This is a genomic window from Streptomyces sp. NPDC048420, assembly GCF_040651535.1.
Taxonomy (GTDB): domain Bacteria; phylum Actinomycetota; class Actinomycetes; order Streptomycetales; family Streptomycetaceae; genus Streptomyces.
The window spans coordinates 13,405-31,109 of the sequence record NZ_JBEZKG010000033.1; the positions used below are offsets into that span (position 1 = coordinate 13,405).

Consider the following 17,705-nt stretch of genomic DNA (forward strand, 5'->3'; position numbering starts at 1 on the left):
GCCTCGCCGGATTCTTTCGGAATAAACCGGAACTGACTGTCAAGTTGCATCGTTGCTGGTTACGAGAGGGTCATTTCACCTGAACGGAGGTACGCCGCGGTAGAGGGTGACGACATCCGTCCAGGCGAGATATGTTCGGTTGTGAGAGAAAGGCGCAGGCCACACCTCGCAAATCCGAATGCCGTGCCGCGGGATTTCCACCATCACCCGCGACGGTGGAATGGAGATCTTGCCCGCGGGGGAGGAGGTGGAAGTCACCGAGTCCGAGGTTCCGGGGCTCACCGGAGCCTGGTGCAAAAGGGAGATGCTCCGCATCGAGGCGGAGCGATCCGGGAACGGAGTTCTGCGTGGACATCGTCGTCAAGGGCCGCAAGACCGAGGTGCCCGAGCGGTTCCGCAAGCACGTGGCCGAGAAGCTGAAGCTGGAGAAGATCCAGAAGCTCGATGGCAAGGTGATCAGCCTCGACGTCGAGGTGTCCAAGGAGCCGAACCCCCGACAGGCCGACCGTTGTGACCGAGTGGAGATCACGCTCCGCTCCCGCGGTCCGGTGATCCGGGCGGAAGCGGCAGCCAGCGACCCGTACGCGGCACTCGACCTGGCGGCAGAGAAGCTGGACGCCAGGCTGCGCAAGGAGCACGACAAGCGCCACACACGCAGGGGCGCACGGCGGCTCACGGCTGCTGAGGTCGCCGACCACGTCCCGGACGCGGCGACGCTCAACGGCAACGGACAGGCCGTCCACGACGAAGAGTCGGACGGTGTGCCCACCAAGAAGATCGGCTCGCTGGAGATCAAGGGTGAAGGCCCCCTCATCGTCCGTGAGAAGACCCACGTCGCCTCTCCGATGTCCCTCGACCAGGCGCTCTACGAGATGGAGCTGGTCGGGCACGACTTCTATCTGTTCGTCGATTCCGAGACCAAGGAACCGAGTGTCGTCTACCGACGGCACGCCTACGACTACGGCGTCATCCACCTGAGCACGGACCCGATGGTCGCCCAGGCGCACTCTCCCGCGCCCGGCGGCACGACGGGGAGCTGACCCTCCCGGATGACAGCTGAGCCGGTGCCCCTGGAGCGCGTGTGCGCCCCCAGGGGCACCCGCGTGCGACGACTTCGCGCCCCGCTCTGTCACCTCACTGTCGTCCGGGCATGGAATCATGGCCGCACCGGCCCAACCGGTGGGCCGTTGCCTTGGGTTGGCGATGGCACAGGACCAGCCACAGCCTTCAGGGGGAGGAACGATGGCGGACAGCTTCGGACCGCTGCACGGCGAGGACGCCGGCGACGGCGTCGTCAGCATGGGCGCGGACGCGGGCTCACCACGCAAGGAGCCGATCAGGGTTCTGGTCGTGGACGACCACGCGCTCTTCCGGCGCGGACTGGAGATCGTGCTCGCGGCCGAGGAGGACATCCAGGTCGTCGGGGAGGCGGGCGACGGCGCGGAGGCCGTGGACAAGGCCGCCGACCTGCTGCCGGACATCGTTCTCATGGATGTGCGGATGCCCAAGCGGGGCGGGATCGAGGCGTGCACCTCCATCAAGGAAGTGGCACCCAGCGCCAAGATCATCATGTTGACGATCAGCGATGAGGAAGCCGACCTCTACGACGCGATCAAGGCGGGCGCGACCGGATATCTCCTCAAGGAGATCTCGACCGACGAGGTGGCCACCGCCATTCGCGCGGTGGCCGACGGACAGTCGCAGATCAGCCCTTCGATGGCGTCGAAACTGCTCACCGAGTTCAAGTCCATGATCCAGCGGACCGATGAGCGGCGGCTGGTTCCTGCCCCGCGGCTGACGGATCGGGAACTCGAAGTCCTCAAGCTCGTCGCGACGGGCATGAACAACCGCGATATCGCCAAGGAGTTGTTCATCTCCGAGAACACCGTGAAGAACCATGTGCGCAACATCCTGGAGAAGCTGCAGCTGCACTCCAGGATGGAGGCGGTGGTCTACGCGATGCGGGAGAAGATCCTAGAGATTCGCTAGTTCCCTGGTCAGGGGCTCGCGCAGCTCCGGCGATTCCACCCGCTCGACCCGAATGTCCGTGCAGTCGACCCAGCTCGCCGCCTCGACCAGGGCCTGGGCCACCGCCGGAACCGCCTTCGGGCCGTCCAGGGTGACCTGCCTGGCCACCAGCGTGCCGCCCTCGCGGGCAGGGTCCACGCGGCCGACGAGACGGCCGCCGGCCAGCACCGGCATCGCGAAGTAGCCGTGGACCCGCTTGGGCTTGGGGACGTAGGCCTCCAGGCGGTGGGTGAAGCCGAAGATCCGCTCCGTGCGCGCGCGTTCCCAGATCAGGGAGTCGAACGGGGACAGCAGGGTGGTGCGGTGGCGGCCGCGCGGGGGCGTCTCCAGGGCCGCGGGGTCGGCCCAGGCGGGCTTGGACCAGCCCTCGACCGTGACCGGCACCAGCCCCGAGTCGGCGATCACCGCCTCGACCTGCTCGCCCTTGAGGCGGTGGTAGTCGGCGATGTCCGCGCGGGTGCCGACGCCCAGGGACTGGCCGGCGAGACGGACCAGGCGGCGCAGGCACTCGGCGTCGGCCAGTTCGTCGTGGAGCAGTTCGGCGGGAACCGCGCGCTCGGCCAGGTCGTAGACGCGTTTCCAGCCGCGGCGCTCCACGCAGACCACCTCGCCGTACATCAGGGCACGCTCGACCGCGACCTTGGTGCCGGACCAGTCCCACCACTCGCTGGTCTTCTTCGCGCCGCCCAACTCCGTGGCGGTCAGGGGGCCTTCGGTGCGGAGCTGCTTGATGACCTGGTCGTAGGTGCCGTCCGGGAGCTGGTGGTTCCAGTGCGGGCGGCTCCGGTAGGCGCGGCGGCGGAAGGCGAAGTGGGGCCACTCCTCGATGGGGAGGATGCATGCCGCGTGCGACCAGTACTCAAAAGCGTGCGTGTCCGTCCAGTAGGCGTTCTCCACCGTCTTGCGGCCCACCGCGCCGAGACGGGCGTACGGGATCAGCTCATGGGAGCGGGCGAGGACGGAGATGGTGTCGAGCTGGACGGCGCCGAGGTGGCGGAGGACGCCGCGGACTCCGGCCCGGCGGTCGGGGGTGCCGAGGAAACCCTGGGCGCGCAGCACGATGCGGCGGGCCTCGTCGGCCGAGAGGTCGGTGGTGGGAGGCGGGGTCGTCATGGGTCCGAACGATAGGGCCCGGCACTGACAACGCGAGATGAGCTGCGGATCTACCGAGGAGCCGGGAGATACGGCGTCGTCGACGCCAGGCCCAGGTCCGACGGCAACAGGGCGCCCACCCAGCAGTCCCGGCGTACGCCCTGGTGGACGAGCCCCGCGCGCAGGAGGCCCTCGACGACGAAGCCGACACGCTCCGCCACCGCGCGGGACGGTTGGTTGCCCACTTCCGCGCGCCACTCCACGCGGTCGATCGACAGCTCGGAGAAGCCCCAGCGGCAGACGGCGCGCACGGCCTCGGTGACATAGCCGTTGCCGCGGTGTTCCTTGGTGCCCCAGTAGCCGATCTCGGCCATGCCGGACGAGCGCATGGACAGACCCAGCATCCCCACGAGGTCCTCCCCTTCGGGGAGGAAGAGGCCCCAGGTGAACATCGTGTCGTTCACCCAGCCCTCCGGGACCAACTGCTCCGTGAAGCTCCGGGCGTGCTCGGGCAGATACGGCGAGGGGATCGTGGTCCAGCGCAGGATGTCGGGGTCCTGGGCGGCCGCGAGGACGGTTTCGGTGTCCTGCGAAGTGGGCGTGCGCAGGAGAAGTCGGTCTGTGGTCAGCGCGACGGGTTCCATCGGCCGATTCTGCTCAGGTGTTCGTGAAGGCGCCATCGCATTTGCTGTGAGTGAGCGGGTGATCACAATTCGCGCAATTCGTGAGCGGGGTGCGGCACCATCGGCGTTCCTCGTCCGTTGTCCCCTTTGAAGCAGATTTGAAGGAGCCGACAGTCGGCCTACCCGGCAGGCTCCCGACGTGGCCGGGTCCTCGCATACGATGGCCGTTGCTCAGTAAGTCAAATGGAAACCGACCGTCCCAGGCCCGACCGGCAAGGAGACCAACCCCCGTGTCCGTCCTCTCGAAGATCATGCGTGCAGGCGAAGGCAAGATCCTGCGCAAGCTGCACCGCATCGCGGACCAGGTCAACTCCATCGAAGAGGACTTCATCGACCTCTCCGACGCCGAGCTGCGGGCCCTCACCGACGAGTACAAGCAGCGGTACGCCGACGGGGAGACCCTGGACGACCTGCTGCCCGAGGCGTTCGCCACGGTGCGTGAGGCGGCCAAGCGCGCGCTCGGCCAGCGCCACTACGACGTGCAGATCATGGGCGGCGCCGCCCTCCACCTCGGCTATGTGGCCGAGATGAAGACCGGTGAGGGCAAGACGCTCGTCGGCACGCTGCCGGCGTATCTGAACGCGCTGTCCGGCAAGGGCGTCCACCTGATCACGGTCAACGACTACCTGGCCGAGCGCGACTCCGAGATGATGGGCCGCGTCCACAAGTTCCTGGGCCTCGAGGTCGGTTGCATCCTCGCCAACATGACGCCGGCCCAGCGTCGTGCGCAGTACGCCTGCGACATCACCTACGGCACGAACAACGAGTTCGGCTTCGACTACCTGCGCGACAACATGGCGTGGTCCAAGGACGAACTCGTCCAGCGCGGCCACAACTTCGCCATCGTCGACGAGGTCGACTCCATCCTGGTCGACGAGGCCCGTACGCCGCTGATCATCTCCGGCCCGGCCGACCAGGCCACCAAGTGGTACGGCGACTTCGCCAAGCTGGTCACGCGCCTGAAGAAGGGCGAGGCCGGCAACCCGCTCAAGGGCATCGAGGAGACCGGCGACTACGAGGTCGACGAGAAGAAGCGCACGGTCGCCATCCACGAGGCCGGTGTCAGCAAGGTCGAGGACTGGCTGGGCATCGACAACCTCTACGAGTCGGTGAACACCCCTCTGGTGGGCTACCTGAACAACGCCATCAAGGCGAAGGAGCTCTTCAAGAAGGACAAGGACTACGTCGTCATGGACGGCGAAGTCATGATCGTCGACGAGCACACCGGCCGTATCCTCGCCGGCCGCCGCTACAACGAGGGCATGCACCAGGCGATCGAGGCGAAGGAAGGGGTGGACATCAAGGACGAGAACCAGACCCTCGCCACGATCACCCTGCAGAACTTCTTCCGCCTCTACAAGCGCCACGACCACGACGGCAAGGAGATGCCGGGCCTGTCCGGCATGACCGGTACGGCGATGACCGAGGCCGCCGAGTTCCACCAGATCTACAAACTCGGCGTCGTCCCGATCCCGACCAACAGGCCGATGATCCGCAAGGACCAGTCGGACCTGATCTACCGCACCGAGGTCGCGAAGTTCGAGGCGGTCGTCGACGACATCGTCGAGAAGCACGAGAAGGGCCAGCCGATCCTCGTCGGTACGACGTCGGTCGAGAAGTCCGAGTACCTCTCGCAGCAGCTGTCCAAGCGCGGTGTCCAGCACGAGGTGCTGAACGCCAAGCAGCACGACCGTGAGGCGACGATCGTCGCCCAGGCCGGCCGCAAGGGCGCCGTCACCGTGGCCACCAACATGGCCGGTCGTGGTACCGACATCAAGCTCGGCGGCAACCCCGAGGACCTCGCGGAGGCGGAGCTGCGCCAGCGTGGCCTGGACCCCGAGGAGCACATCGAGGAGTGGGCGCAGGCTCTGCCCGCCGCACTGGAGAAGGCCGAGCAGGCGGTCAAGGCGGAGTTCGAGGAGGTCAAGGACCTCGGCGGGCTCTACGTCCTTGGTACCGAGCGGCACGAGTCGCGCCGTATCGACAACCAGCTGCGCGGTCGTTCCGGCCGTCAGGGTGACCCCGGTGAGTCCCGCTTCTACCTCTCCCTCGGCGACGACCTGATGCGTCTGTTCAAGGCCCAGATGGTCGAGCGCGTGATGTCGATGGCGAACGTCCCGGACGACGTCCCGATCGAGAACAAGATGGTCACGCGCGCGATCGCGTCCGCCCAGTCGCAGGTCGAGCAGCAGAACTTCGAGACCCGTAAGAACGTCCTGAAGTACGACGAGGTCCTCAACCGGCAGCGCGAGGTCATCTACGGCGAGCGGCGCCGTGTCCTGGAGGGCGAGGACCTGCAGGAGCAGGTGCAGCACTTCATGAACGACACCATCGACGCGTACATCGACGCGGAGACCGCCGAGGGCTTCGCCGAGGACTGGGACCTCGACCGGCTGTGGGGTGCCTTCAAGCAGCTCTACCCGGTGAAGATCACCGTCGAGGAGCTGGAGGAGGCGGCCGGCGACCGCGCGGGCCTGACCGCCGAGTACATCTCCGAGTCCATCAAGGACGACATCCACGAACAGTACGAGGCGCGTGAGGCGCAGCTCGGCTCCGAGATCATGCGTGAGCTGGAGCGCCGGGTCGTGCTGTCGGTCCTGGACCGCAAGTGGCGCGAGCACCTCTACGAGATGGACTACCTCCAGGAGGGCATCGGCCTGCGCGCGATGGCGCAGAAGGACCCGCTGGTCGAGTACCAGCGCGAAGGCTTCGACATGTTCACCGCCATGATGGAGGGCATCAAGGAGGAGTCCGTCGGCTATCTGTTCAACCTGGAGGTCCAGGTCGAGCAGCAGGTCGAGGAGGTCCCGGTCGAGGACGAGAAGCCGTCCCTCGACAAGCAGGACGTCGTTCCGGCGCAGGCCGGTGGCCGTCCCGAGATCCGCGCGAAGGGGCTCGACGCCCCGCAGCGCAGGGACCTGCACTTCTCCGCGCCGACCGTGGACGGCGAGGGCGGTGTCATCGAGGGCGAGTTCGCCGACGACGACGAGCCTGTGCGCTCCGAGGCGGACGGCCTCACGCGCGCGGAGCGGCGCAAGCAGTCCCGTGGTCGGGGGCGGCGCAAGAAGTAGTGCCTACGGCGCGAAAGGCGCCGTAGCGAGTGATGCGACGGCGCTCTGCGGCGCTGTGGCTCAGGAAGGGCCGGGTCACCTGAGGGTGGCCCGGCCCTTCGCTATGAGGGCCTCCAGGGCTGCTCGGAGCGGCTGTCAGTCGTCGTCCGGGTGAGGAGCCCGGGGACCGCCCAGTTCGACCGCGGTGCAGCGCCAGCGGAGGTCCCGACCCTGTTCCAGGCGGAAGGCCATGGCGCGCAACTGGTCGCCGGCGCCGATGCGGGCGAAGGCCTCCACGGCGCCCTGGCGGGGGACGTAGTAACCGATGTCCCGGACGACCGGGCGGGTGCCGCGCGCACGCAGGGGGCCCTGTTCCGCGAGCCGGGCGAGTTCGTCGTAGGCGCGGCCCGCGGTGTGCCGGAGCATCGAGTGGACGGGTCGCTGGCCGCTCAGAACGGCGAGGAGGAGGTCGGCGAAGAGGTCGGTGGGGCGGGGCTGGGGGACGGGCGGACGGCGCGGGGTCTGGGGTGGGACGACCGGGGTTGCGGCGGGGGCGCGATGCGGCCGGGTGGCTGTGCCGGGAGGTGCGCAGAGCACCTTGGTCGCTCCACCGGTTGAGGCGGGGGACGGCCCGGTTACCTCTCCGTTGGGGAGCGCCGTCGTGGCGCTCGTCGTCGCCCCGGCCGTGACGTTGCGCGTCGAGGGTGAACTGGCGGCGACGCCGCGCGTCACGGGTGCGCCGGCCGTGGCGTTCGTGGCCGGGGCGCTGAGCGGGCGGCTGTCCGTGGGGCCCGTGCGGGCGCGGGGGCCGTTGCCGGGGGAGCCCGGTGGGCGGCCGTCACCCGGCGCCGTGCGGGTCGTGGTGCCGCCGGGCGTGCGAGGCGGGGTGCCGCCCGGGCGGCGGGAGTCGCGGCGGGCCGGTGGGCGGGCGCCGGAGTGGTGCTGAGCCCTGGTCATGACCTTGTTCATGGCATCCCCGTTCTGCGAGCCCGGAGGTACCGGGCAGTAACTTTGCGGTTGGGGATCTTGTACGGGGCCAAGGGCCGCGGCTGCAAGGAAGCGGCGGTCCGGAGCGGAGGGCCGGAATGTTCACCTATCAGAGTGATAGGAGGGCGCGCGGGCCCATGTCCTCGGGGGTGGGGCGGGTGAATTCGGGGCCCGGAGTGGACGGCTGCCGGGGTAGGGGCAGGGACTCGAAAGGGGACGCCCGCACGTATCCTGAAGGCCCTTGCGGAGCCCCTCCGAGCCCGTTCTCCCACCACGAAAGCGGCCAGCCATGCGCGTCTACGTCCCCCTGACCCTCTCCGGTCTCGCCGAGGCGTACAAGACGGGTGAGCTGGGGGCCGGACCGCTCCTCGCCTACGCCGTCACGCCCGGCCTGCGCGAGTGGTATCTCTCCGACGACATCGAGGAACTGGAGTACGCGGCGCTGAACCGGGCCGCGCTGGCCTCGCTGCGGCTGCTCGCGGCGGACGCCGGTGTCGTGCGGCGCCGGGTCGTGGTGGCCGTCGACGTGGCCGATGGGGCGGCGGTCGCCGATCCCGACCGGGCGCTCGACCCGGCGGCGCTGGGTGAGGTGCGGGTTGCCGGGGGCGTGAAGCTGGCCAAGGCGGCCGCGGTACACGTCGACTCGGACGACGCGGAGGACGATGTCACCGCCGCCGTGGACGCGCTGGAGGCCGCGGACGGTGGGGACGACGACGCGCAGTTCGTCGTGGACGGGGCCGAGGACCACGAGCTGCTGTGGTACGCGACGCAGGAGATCCCGAACCTGGTGGGGCTGGTCGGTTGAGTCCCGTCCCGGTTTGGTGGGGCGGGGCTGGTGGCAGGGTCCGGTCCCGATTCGGTGGGGCGGGGCTGGTGGCTGAGTCCGGTCCCGATTCGGTGGGGCGGGGCTGGTGGCTGAGTCCCGTCCCGACTCGTTGGGGCCGGTGGCCGAGCCCCGTCCTGGGCTGCTCCGAGCTGCGACTTTGCCCGGCTTGACCTGCTGATCTCTTGATTGTCAGTGGGGGCGGGTACGTTTTTGGCATGGGGAAGCTGACAGGGGCGCACATCGTCTGGGACTGGAACGGCACGCTGTTCCACGACAACGACGCGATCATCGGGGCGACGAACGCGGCATTCGGCGAGCTCGGGCTGGAGTCGATCACGATGGAGCGGTACCGGGCGCTGTACTGCGTGCCGGTGCCGAAGTTCTACGAGCGCCTGCTGGGGCGGCTACCCACCGACGCCGAGTGGGAGCTCATGGACGAGACCTTCCATCGGTACTACACCGAGCACCGGGTGGGGTGCGGGCTGACCGACGGGGCGGTCGAGCTGCTCGCGGGATGGCGGTCGGCGGGGCGCAGTCAGTCGATCCTCAGCATGTACGTGCATGACGAACTGCTGCCGCTGGTGCGGGGGTTCGGGATCGAGGCGCACTTCGTGCGGGTGGACGGGCGGACCGGGCCGTCCGGGGGCAGCAAGGCGGAGCACATGGAGCGGCATCTCGCTGCCCTGGTGGGGGTGGAGGCGGCTCGTACGGTGGTGATCGGGGACGCCGCGGATGACGCCGTGGCGGCCATGCGGGTGGGGGCGCGGGCCGTGCTGTACACCGGGGGATCGCACAGCCGGGCCAGCCTCGAAGAGGTGGGGGTGCCGGTGGTGGACACCCTGGCGGAGGCGGTCGCGGAGGCCGAGCGAATAGCCGCGTGACAGGTGGTGCCGGTGCTTGAGCCGTGCCCGGCGTGGGGGCTGGGCGGAGCAGGGGTGGCGCTTGCCCGCGTCGGCAGGGTGCCGCTGCGCCCACCTGTGCCGCCCTTCGGCACGATTGCCCGCAGATGGGGCAGCCCGCCGCGGCACCACCCCCGTCGGCTAAGTAACCGGTGCCTTCGCCCTCAACACCGTCAAGAACTCCCGCATCCAGCCCGAGTGGTCCGGCCAGGCACGAGAAGAGACCAGCGTGCCGTCGACCACCACCTCGGCGTCCTGGAAGGCGGCGCCGGCGGACTGCATGTCGGGTTCCAGCGCGGGGTACGCCGTGACGCGGCGGCCGCGCAGGCCCTCGACCGCGGCGGTGAGCAGGGGCCCGTGGCAGATCTGGGCGACCGGCTTGTCCGCGTCGAAGAAGGACTTGAGGATCTTGCGGAGCTCGGGGTCGTTGCGGAGGTACTCGGGGGCCCGGCCGCCGGGCACGACCACGGCGGCGTACTGACCGGGGTCCACCTCGGCGAAGGCCAGGTCGGCGGGCCAGGTGTAGCCAGGCTTCTCGGTGTAGGTGTCGAAGCCGGGTTCGAAGTCATGGACGACGAACTGGAGCTTCTTGCGGGCGGGGGCGGCGATGTGGACGTCGTAGCCCTCCTCGCGCAGGCGCTGGTAGGGGTACAGGACCTCCAGTGACTCTGCTGCGTCACCGGTGACGATGAGGATTTTTGCGGTCATGTCGGCAAAGTGCACCGGCGGGACGTGCTTGCCAAGGGGGCGCGCGAAAGGGAGGGGAGAAGGTCATGGTCTGGATGCGATGGGGGCACTGTGCAGAGTGTCAAACTTCCACCCCTGGTTTTGTACACATACGGCTCATGACGACCCCCCTGTAAGGAGCGATAGCCTTGGTGGCGTGATCAGCGCGATAGTTCGCGGGGGCGCTGTGGCCCCCGCCCCGCGCCCGGTGCGCACGGAACACCTCCGTGGCCGGGCGGCGGCCGCTGGTCCTCGCGGGCGGGACGGGGTCGTAGGGGCCCTCATGACGCCGAGTACACCCTCGTCAGCGGCGCGGCAGAGAGCAGCGTCACACCTGGCGGGCGTGTCGAGAATGGCTGATATCCCCCCGCTCATCTCACCTTGCGGCATAGCGTCGGAGCAGACCGGAGACCCCGGGCCGTGGCGTCGAGCCGCAGGGGAAGAGACCGTACTTCCTTCTACGTCACGCAACGGCGCGCGACAGGAGTCAGAGGACAATGCAGACCAAGCTGGACGAAGCCAAGGCCGAGCTGCTCGAGAGGGCTGCACGGGTAGCTGAGAACAGCCCGGTCGGGGGGCACCTACCGACTGGGACGACCGACGAGGACACCCCGCGCACTCCGGACACCCCGGACAGCGAGACCGTGCTCGCGTTCCTCCAGCGCTACTACCTGCACACCGCCCCGGAGGACCTGACCTCCCGCGACCCGATCGATGTCTACGGAGCCGCGCTCTCGCACTTCCGGCTGGGCGAGAACCGCCCGCAGGGCACGGCCAATGTGCGGGTCCACACGCCCACGGTGGAGGAGAACGGGTGGATGTGCACCCACTCGGTCGTCGAGGTCGTCACCGACGACATGCCCTTCCTCGTCGACTCCGTCACCAATGAGCTGACCCGGCAGGGCCGCGGCATCCATGTCGTCATCCACCCCCAGGTCGTCGTCCGGCGCGACCTCACCGGCAAGCTGATCGAAATCCTCACTGCCCCGCCCGCCGCCGGTGACCTCCCGCACGACGCGCACACCGAGTCCTGGATCCACGTCGAGATCGACCGCGAGACCGACCGCGCCGACCTCAAGCAGATCACCCACGACCTGCTGCGTGTCCTGTCCGACGTCCGGGAGGCCGTCGAGGACTGGGAGAAGATGCGGGACGCGGCCCTGCGGATGGCCGACGAACTGCCCGCCGAGCCCGTCGCCACCGATCTGCGCGACATGGAGATCGAGGAGGCCCGCGAGCTGCTGCGCTGGCTGGCCGACGACCACTTCACCTTCCTCGGCTACCGGGAGTACCAACTCCGGGCGGACGACTCCCTCGCCGCCGTCCCCGGCACCGGCCTCGGCATCCTGCGCTCCGACCCGCACCACGCCGGCGAGGAGGGCCACCCGGTCAGCCCGTCCTTCGAGCGGCTGCCCGCCGACGCGCGCGCGAAGGCACGTGAGCACAAGCTGCTCGTGCTGACCAAGGCGAACAGCCGTGCGACGGTGCACAGGCCGTCGTATCTCGACTACATCGGGGTCAAGAAGTTCGACGCGGACGGCAATGTCGTCGGCGAGCGGCGTTTCCTCGGTCTGTTCTCCTCCGCCGCCTACACCGAGTCGGTGCGCCGGGTTCCGGTCATTCGGCGCAAGGTGGACGAGGTGCTCGAAAGGGCTGGTTTCTCGCCCAACAGCCACGACGGGCGCGACCTGCTCCAGATCCTGGAGACCTACCCGCGCGACGAGCTCTTCCAGACCCCGGCTGACGAGCTCGAGTCCATCGCCACCTCCGTCCTGTACCTCCAGGAGCGGCGCCGGCTGCGGCTCTACCTGCGCCAGGACGAGTACGGCCGCTACTACTCGGCCCTCGTCTACCTGCCCCGCGACCGCTACACCACCGGCGTGCGCCTCAGGATCATCGACATCCTGAAGGAGGAACTCGACGGCATCAGCGTCGACTTCACCGCCTGGAACACCGAGTCGATCCTGTCCCGGCTGCACTTCGTGGTCCGCGTCCCGCAGGGCACCGAGCTGCCGCAGCTCAGCGACGGCGACAAGGAGCGCATCGAGGCCCGACTGGTCGAGGCCGCCCGCTCCTGGGCCGACGGCTGGGTCGAGGCGCTCAACGCCGAGCTGGGCGAGGAGCGCGCGGCCGAACTGACCCGCCGCTACGGCAACGCCTTCCCCGAGGGCTACAAGGCCGACCACACCCCGCGCTCCGCGGTCGCCGACCTCGTCCACGTGGAGCGGCTCACCGAGGAGAACTCCTTCGCGCTGAGCCTGTACGAGCCGGTGGGCGCCGCCCCCGAGGAGCGCCGTTTCAAGATCTACCGCAAGGGCGACGCCATCTCCCTGTCCGCCGTCCTGCCGGTCCTCAACCGGCTCGGCGTCGAGGTCATGGACGAGCGGCCCTACGAACTGCGCTGCTCGGACCGGAGCGTCGCCTGGATCTACGACTTCGGCCTGCGCATGCCCAAGTCGCAGAACGGCGGCGGGGACTATCTCGGCGACGACGGCCGCGAGCGCTTCCAGGAGGCCTTCTCCGCCACCTGGACCGGCAAGGCCGAGAACGACGGCTTCAACGCCCTGGTGCTCAGCGCCGGTCTGAACTGGCGCCAGGCGATGGTGCTGCGGGCGTACGCCAAGTACCTGCGCCAGGCGGGCTCCACGTTCTCGCAGGACTACATGGAGGACACGCTCCGCAACAACGTCCACACCACCCGGCTGCTCGTCTCCCTGTTCGAGGCGCGGATGTCGCCGGACCGGCAGCGCGCCGGGCACGAACTGGTCGACGCCCTCCTGGAGGAGCTCGACGCGGCCCTGGACCAGGTGGCCTCGCTGGACGAGGACAGGATCCTCCGGTCCTTCCTGACCGTCATCAAGGCGACCCTGCGGACGAACTTCTTCCAGGAGGCCGCGGGCGGCCTGCCGCACGACTACATCTCCATGAAGTTCGACCCGCAGGCCATCCCCGACCTCCCGGCCCCGCGCCCGGCGTTCGAGATCTGGGTCTACTCGCCGCGCGTCGAGGGCGTGCACCTGCGCTTCGGCAAGGTCGCGCGCGGAGGCCTGCGCTGGTCCGACAGGCGTGAGGACTTCCGCACCGAGATCCTCGGCCTGGTCAAGGCGCAGATGGTGAAGAACACCGTCATCGTGCCGGTCGGCGCCAAGGGCGGCTTCGTCGCCAAGCAGCTGCCGGACCCGAGCGTGAACCGGGACGCCTGGCTGGCCGAGGGCATCGCCAGCTACAAGATGTTCATCTCGGCGCTGCTCGACATCACCGACAACATGGTGGCCGGCGAAGTCGTGCCCCCGGCCGACGTCGTGCGGCACGACGAGGACGACACCTACCTGGTGGTCGCGGCCGACAAGGGCACGGCGACGTTCTCGGACATCGCCAACGGGGTCGCGGAGTCGTACAACTTCTGGCTGGGCGACGCCTTCGCCTCCGGCGGCTCGGCCGGCTACGACCACAAGGGCATGGGCATCACCGCCCGCGGCGCCTGGGAGTCCGTCAAGCGGCACTTCCGCGAGCTGGCCCTCGACACCCAGTCCGAGGACTTCACCGTCGTCGGCATCGGCGACATGTCCGGTGACGTGTTCGGCAACGGCATGCTGCTGAGCGAGCACATCCGCCTGGTCGCCGCCTTCGACCACCGGCACATCTTCATCGACCCGAAGCCCGACGCGGCCACCTCCTACGCCGAGCGCCGCCGCATCTTCGACCTCCCGCGCTCCAGCTGGGCCGACTACGACACCGAGCTGATCTCGACGGGCGGCGGAATCTTCCCCCGTACCGCCAAGTCCATCCCGGTCAACGCCCACGTCCGCGAGGCCCTCGGCATCGAGGACAAGATCACCAAGATGACCCCGGCCGACCTGATGAAGGCGATCCTCAAGGCGCCGGTGGACCTGCTGTGGAACGGCGGCATCGGCACCTACGTGAAGGCGTCGACCGAGACCCACGCGGACGTCGGTGACAAGGCCAACGACCCGATCCGCGTCGACGGCGCCGACCTGCGCGTGCGGGTCGTCGGCGAGGGCGGCAACCTGGGCCTGACCCAGCTCGGCCGGATCGAGTTCGCGCTGCACGGCGGGAAGATCAACACCGACGCCATCGACAACAGCGCGGGCGTGGACACCTCCGACCACGAGGTGAACATCAAGATCCTGCTCAACGGCCTGGTCACCGAGGGCGACATGACGGTCAAGCAGCGCAACAAGCTGCTCGCCGAGATGACCGACGAGGTCGGCCGCCTGGTCCTGCGCAACAACTACGCGCAGAACACCGCGATCGCCAACGCCCTCGCCCAGTCCAAGGACATGCTCCACGCCCAGCAGCGCTTCATGCGCCACCTGGTGCGTGAGGGCCACCTCGACCGGGCCCTGGAGTTCCTGCCCACCGACCGTCAGATCCGCGAGCGGCTGAACACCGCACAGGGCCTGACCAGCCCGGAGACGGCCGTCCTGCTGGCGTACACCAAGATCACGGTTGCCGAGGAACTGCTGCACACCTCGCTCCCTGACGACCCGTACCTGCACGGCCTGCTGCACACGTACTTCCCGGCCGCGCTGCGCGAGAAGTTCCCCGAGTACATCGACAACCACCCGCTGCACCGCGAGATCACCACGACCGTCCTGGTCAACGACACGGTCAACACCGGCGGTACGACCTATCTGCACCGCCTCCGCGAGGAGACCGGCGCGTCGCTGGAGGAGATCGTCCGGGCGCAGACCGTGGCCCGCGCGATCTTCCGCTCCGGCGTCGTGTGGGACGGCGTCGAGTCGCTCGACAACCGCGTCGAGGCCGCCGTACAGACCCGCATCCGGCTGCACTCCCGCCGCCTCGTCGAACGCGGCACGCGCTGGCTGCTCAACAACCGGCCGCAGCCGCTCCAGCTCGCCGAGACCGTCGAGTTCTTCGACGACCGCGTCGAACTGGTGTGGTCGCAGCTGCCGAAGCTGCTGCGGGGCGCCGACCTGGAGTGGTACCAGAAGATCTACGACGAGCTGACCGGCGCCGGCGTCCCGGACGAACTCGCCACGCGCGTGGCCGGATTCTCCTCGGCCTTCCCGACGCTGGACATCGTCTCGGTGGCCGACCGCATGGGCCGGGACCCGATGGACGTGGCCGAGGTGTACTACGACCTCGCCGACCGCCTCCACATCACCCAGCTCATGGACCGCATCATCGAGCTGCCCCGCGCCGACCGCTGGCAGTCCATGGCCCGCGCCTCCATCCGCGAGGACCTGTACGCGGCCCACTCGTCGCTGACGGCCGACGTGCTGGCGGTGGGCAACGGCACGTCCACCCCCGAGCAGCGCTTCAAGGCCTGGGAGGAGAAGAACGCCCCGATCCTGGGCCGGGCCCGCACCACCCTGGAGGAGATCCAGGGCTCGGACGCCTTCGACCTCGCCAACCTGTCGGTGGCGATGCGCACGATGCGGACGCTGCTGCGGCAGCATTCATAGGGGTACGACGACGAGGGCGCCCGGGACCGTGAAGTCCCGGGCGCCCTCGTCGTCGTAGAGCAGGGGCCGTGGCTCAGGCGGCCGCCTTGGCCTTCGCCCTGTCCTTGTCCGGGCCGCCCGTGAAGTCCTCGTAGGCAGCCAGCACCTCGTCGGTCGGGCCGTCCATGCGCAGTTCGCCGCGCTCCAGCCAGAGCACGCGGTCGCAGGTGTCGCGGATGGACTTGTTGCTGTGGCTGACCAGGAAGACCGTGCCCGCGTGCTTGCGCAGCTCGCGGATGCGCTCCTCGGAACGCTTCTGGAAGGAGCGGTCGCCGGTGGCGAGGGCCTCGTCGATGAGGAGGACGTCGTGGTCCTTGGCGGCGGCGATGGAGAAGCGCAGCCGGGCCGCCATACCGGAGGAGTAGGTGCGCATCGGGAGGGTGATGAAGTCACCCTTCTCGTTGATGCCGGAGAAGTCGACGATCTCCTCGTAGCGGTCCCTGACCTGCTCGCGGGACATGCCCATGGCGAGGCCGCCGAGATAGACGTTGCGCTCGCCGGTCAGGTCGTTCATCAGGGCCGCGTTGACGCCGAGCAGGGAGGGCTGGCCGTGGGTGTAGATACGGCCGTTCTCCACCGGGAGCAGGCCCGCGACCGCCTTGAGCAGGGTCGACTTGCCGGAGCCGTTGGTGCCGATCAGGCCGATCGCCTCGCCCTTGTACGCGACGAAGGAGACGTTCTTGACGGCGTGCACCTTGCGGACGCCCGCCGCCTTCTCGGCCTGTCCCCGGCGCAGCATGCGGTTGAGGGCGGCGGTGGCGGAGCCCTTGCCGGCGCCGGTGCCGTTGACGCGGTAGATGATGTCGACGCCGTGGGCGACGACGGTGGGGACCAGGTCGTTGTCGATGTCAGCCACGGCCGTACGTCTCCTCAGCCTTCCAGAAGTAGATGAAGCCGCCGACGCCGGCGACCAGCGCCCAGCCCACCGCGATCGCCCACACGTGGTGCGGCAGCTGGCTCGCGTGGAAGCTGTCGATCAGGGAGTAGCGCATCAGGTCGATGTACACGGCGGCCGGGTTGGCCTGGAGGACGGGAACCACCCAGGACGGCCAGTCGTGGTGGCCCTTGGCCAGCTTGTCGATGCTCCACATCACGCCGGAGACGTACATCCACGTGCGCAGGATGAACGGCATGAGCTGCGCGATGTCCGGTGTCTTGGCGCCCATCCGCGCCATGATCATCGAGACGCCCGCGTTGAACGTGGACTGCAGTACCAGCGCCGGGATCGCCAGCAGCCAGGACGCGGCGACCGGGACACCGAAGCAGAGCAGGATCACGACCAGGGCGGCCATCGAGAACAGCAGCTGCTGGAGCTGCTGGAGGGCGAACGAGATCGGCAGCGCGGCCCGAGGGAAGTGCAGGGCGCGCACGAGGCCGAGGTTGCCGGCGATCGCTCGGGTGCCCGCCATGATCGAGCTCTGCGTGAACGTCCAGATGAACACGCCCGTGACCAGGAACGGGACGTAGTCCGGCACGTTCCGCTTGGTGCCCAGCAGCACGCCGAAGATGAAGTAGTACACCGCCGCGTTCAGCAGCGGGGTCATGACCTGCCAGACCTGGCCCAGCTTCGCCTGGCTGTACTGCGCGGTGAGCTTGGCGGTGGCGAACGCGGTGATGAAGTGACGCCGGGCCCACAACTGGCGGACGTACGCGGGCAGGGAGGGACGGGCACCGCTGACCGTGAGGCCGTGCCGGGCGGCCAGGGCCGCGAGGTCGTCGTCGGTCGGGGCCGCTGTCGGGGGCGGTGTGTCGAGGACCTGGCTCACATCCGCTGCTTTCGCTCGGGGGGTGGAGGTGGGGCGCGTGCGGCGGGTGGGTTCGTCACCTGACGTTTCCTTACGTGACTCTTCACGTTTTCTTACGTCGGGACGGGACCGTATCGTCGCAACGTGAGCGTAGGACGATTCAGCGTCGGAACGCAACCG

At 68.9% G+C, this 17,705-nt stretch carries 12 protein-coding genes; 6 read left to right on the plus strand and 6 right to left on the minus strand.

Translation table 11 applies throughout. The annotated features are described in order from the left end of the window. The first annotated feature begins 347 nt into the window (after positions 1-347). Entirely contained in the window at positions 348-1,040 is a 693-nt protein-coding gene (gene raiA / locus AB0D34_RS40680; protein WP_362671602.1) for a ribosome-associated translation inhibitor RaiA, read from the plus strand. 202 nt (positions 1,041-1,242) lie between these two features. Next, positions 1,243-1,989 (plus strand): response regulator transcription factor, encoded by a 747-nt coding sequence (locus tag AB0D34_RS40685; protein ID WP_362671604.1) that lies wholly within the window; start codon positions 1,243-1,245, stop codon positions 1,987-1,989. Here the strand turns inward: AB0D34_RS40685 and AB0D34_RS40690 are convergent. Together AB0D34_RS40690 and AB0D34_RS40695 are read right to left on the minus strand one after the other, a co-directional pair. After that, complete coding sequence (locus AB0D34_RS40690; RefSeq protein ID WP_362671607.1) at positions 1,975-3,141, minus strand: crosslink repair DNA glycosylase YcaQ family protein; 1,167 nt, start codon at positions 3,139-3,141, stop codon at positions 1,975-1,977. The two genes, AB0D34_RS40685 and AB0D34_RS40690, sit on opposite strands and share 15 nt — an antisense overlap. A gap of 50 nt (positions 3,142-3,191) precedes the next feature. Then, a complete protein-coding gene (locus tag AB0D34_RS40695; RefSeq protein ID WP_362671610.1) occupies positions 3,192-3,764 on the minus strand; it encodes a GNAT family N-acetyltransferase in 573 nt (190 codons plus the stop codon). 269 nt (positions 3,765-4,033) lie between these two features. On the opposite strand from AB0D34_RS40695, the gene secA reads away from it, so the two are divergent. Then, complete coding sequence (gene secA / locus AB0D34_RS40700; protein WP_362671613.1) at positions 4,034-6,874, plus strand: preprotein translocase subunit SecA; 2,841 nt, start codon at positions 4,034-4,036, stop codon at positions 6,872-6,874. Positions 6,875-7,009: 135 nt separating this feature from the next. Here secA and AB0D34_RS40705 read toward each other — a convergent pair whose 3' ends face one another. Then, the gene (locus tag AB0D34_RS40705) at positions 7,010-7,822 is read right to left on the minus strand and encodes an Rv3235 family protein (RefSeq protein ID WP_362671615.1); all 813 of its coding nucleotides are present in this window, start codon (positions 7,820-7,822) and stop codon (positions 7,010-7,012) included. A gap of 307 nt (positions 7,823-8,129) precedes the next feature. Here AB0D34_RS40705 and AB0D34_RS40710 point away from each other — a divergent pair, with 307 nt between their 5' ends. Together AB0D34_RS40710 and AB0D34_RS40715 are read left to right on the plus strand one after the other, a co-directional pair. After that, positions 8,130-8,645: a hypothetical protein gene (locus AB0D34_RS40710; protein ID WP_362671617.1), complete on the plus strand. Its 516-nt coding sequence runs from the start codon at positions 8,130-8,132 to the stop codon at positions 8,643-8,645. Between the two features lie 236 nt (positions 8,646-8,881). Next, on the plus strand, positions 8,882-9,547 hold the full coding sequence (locus AB0D34_RS40715; RefSeq protein WP_362671619.1) for an HAD hydrolase-like protein: 666 nt from the start codon (positions 8,882-8,884) through the stop codon (positions 9,545-9,547). A 159-nt stretch (positions 9,548-9,706) separates the two neighbouring features. Here AB0D34_RS40715 and AB0D34_RS40720 read toward each other — a convergent pair whose 3' ends face one another. Then, entirely contained in the window at positions 9,707-10,273 is a 567-nt protein-coding gene (locus tag AB0D34_RS40720; protein WP_362671622.1) for a DJ-1/PfpI family protein, read from the minus strand. 515 nt (positions 10,274-10,788) lie between these two features. Between AB0D34_RS40720 and AB0D34_RS40725 the strand changes: the two genes are divergently transcribed. Continuing rightward, a complete protein-coding gene (locus AB0D34_RS40725) occupies positions 10,789-15,741 on the plus strand; it encodes an NAD-glutamate dehydrogenase (protein WP_362671625.1) in 4,953 nt (1,650 codons plus the stop codon). A 73-nt stretch (positions 15,742-15,814) separates the two neighbouring features. On the opposite strand, the gene AB0D34_RS40730 is transcribed toward AB0D34_RS40725, so the two are convergent. Both AB0D34_RS40730 and AB0D34_RS40735 read right to left on the minus strand, forming a co-directional pair. Further along, positions 15,815-16,636 carry an ABC transporter ATP-binding protein gene (locus tag AB0D34_RS40730; protein ID WP_362671627.1) on the minus strand — a complete coding sequence of 274 codons (822 nt, stop codon included), beginning with the start codon at positions 16,634-16,636 and terminating at the stop codon, positions 15,815-15,817. Then, on the minus strand, positions 16,629-17,546 hold the full coding sequence (locus AB0D34_RS40735; RefSeq protein ID WP_362671630.1) for an ABC transporter permease: 918 nt from the start codon (positions 17,544-17,546) through the stop codon (positions 16,629-16,631). The genes AB0D34_RS40730 and AB0D34_RS40735 overlap by 8 nt, the downstream gene beginning before the upstream one ends. Between the last annotated feature and the right edge of the window lie 159 nt (positions 17,547-17,705).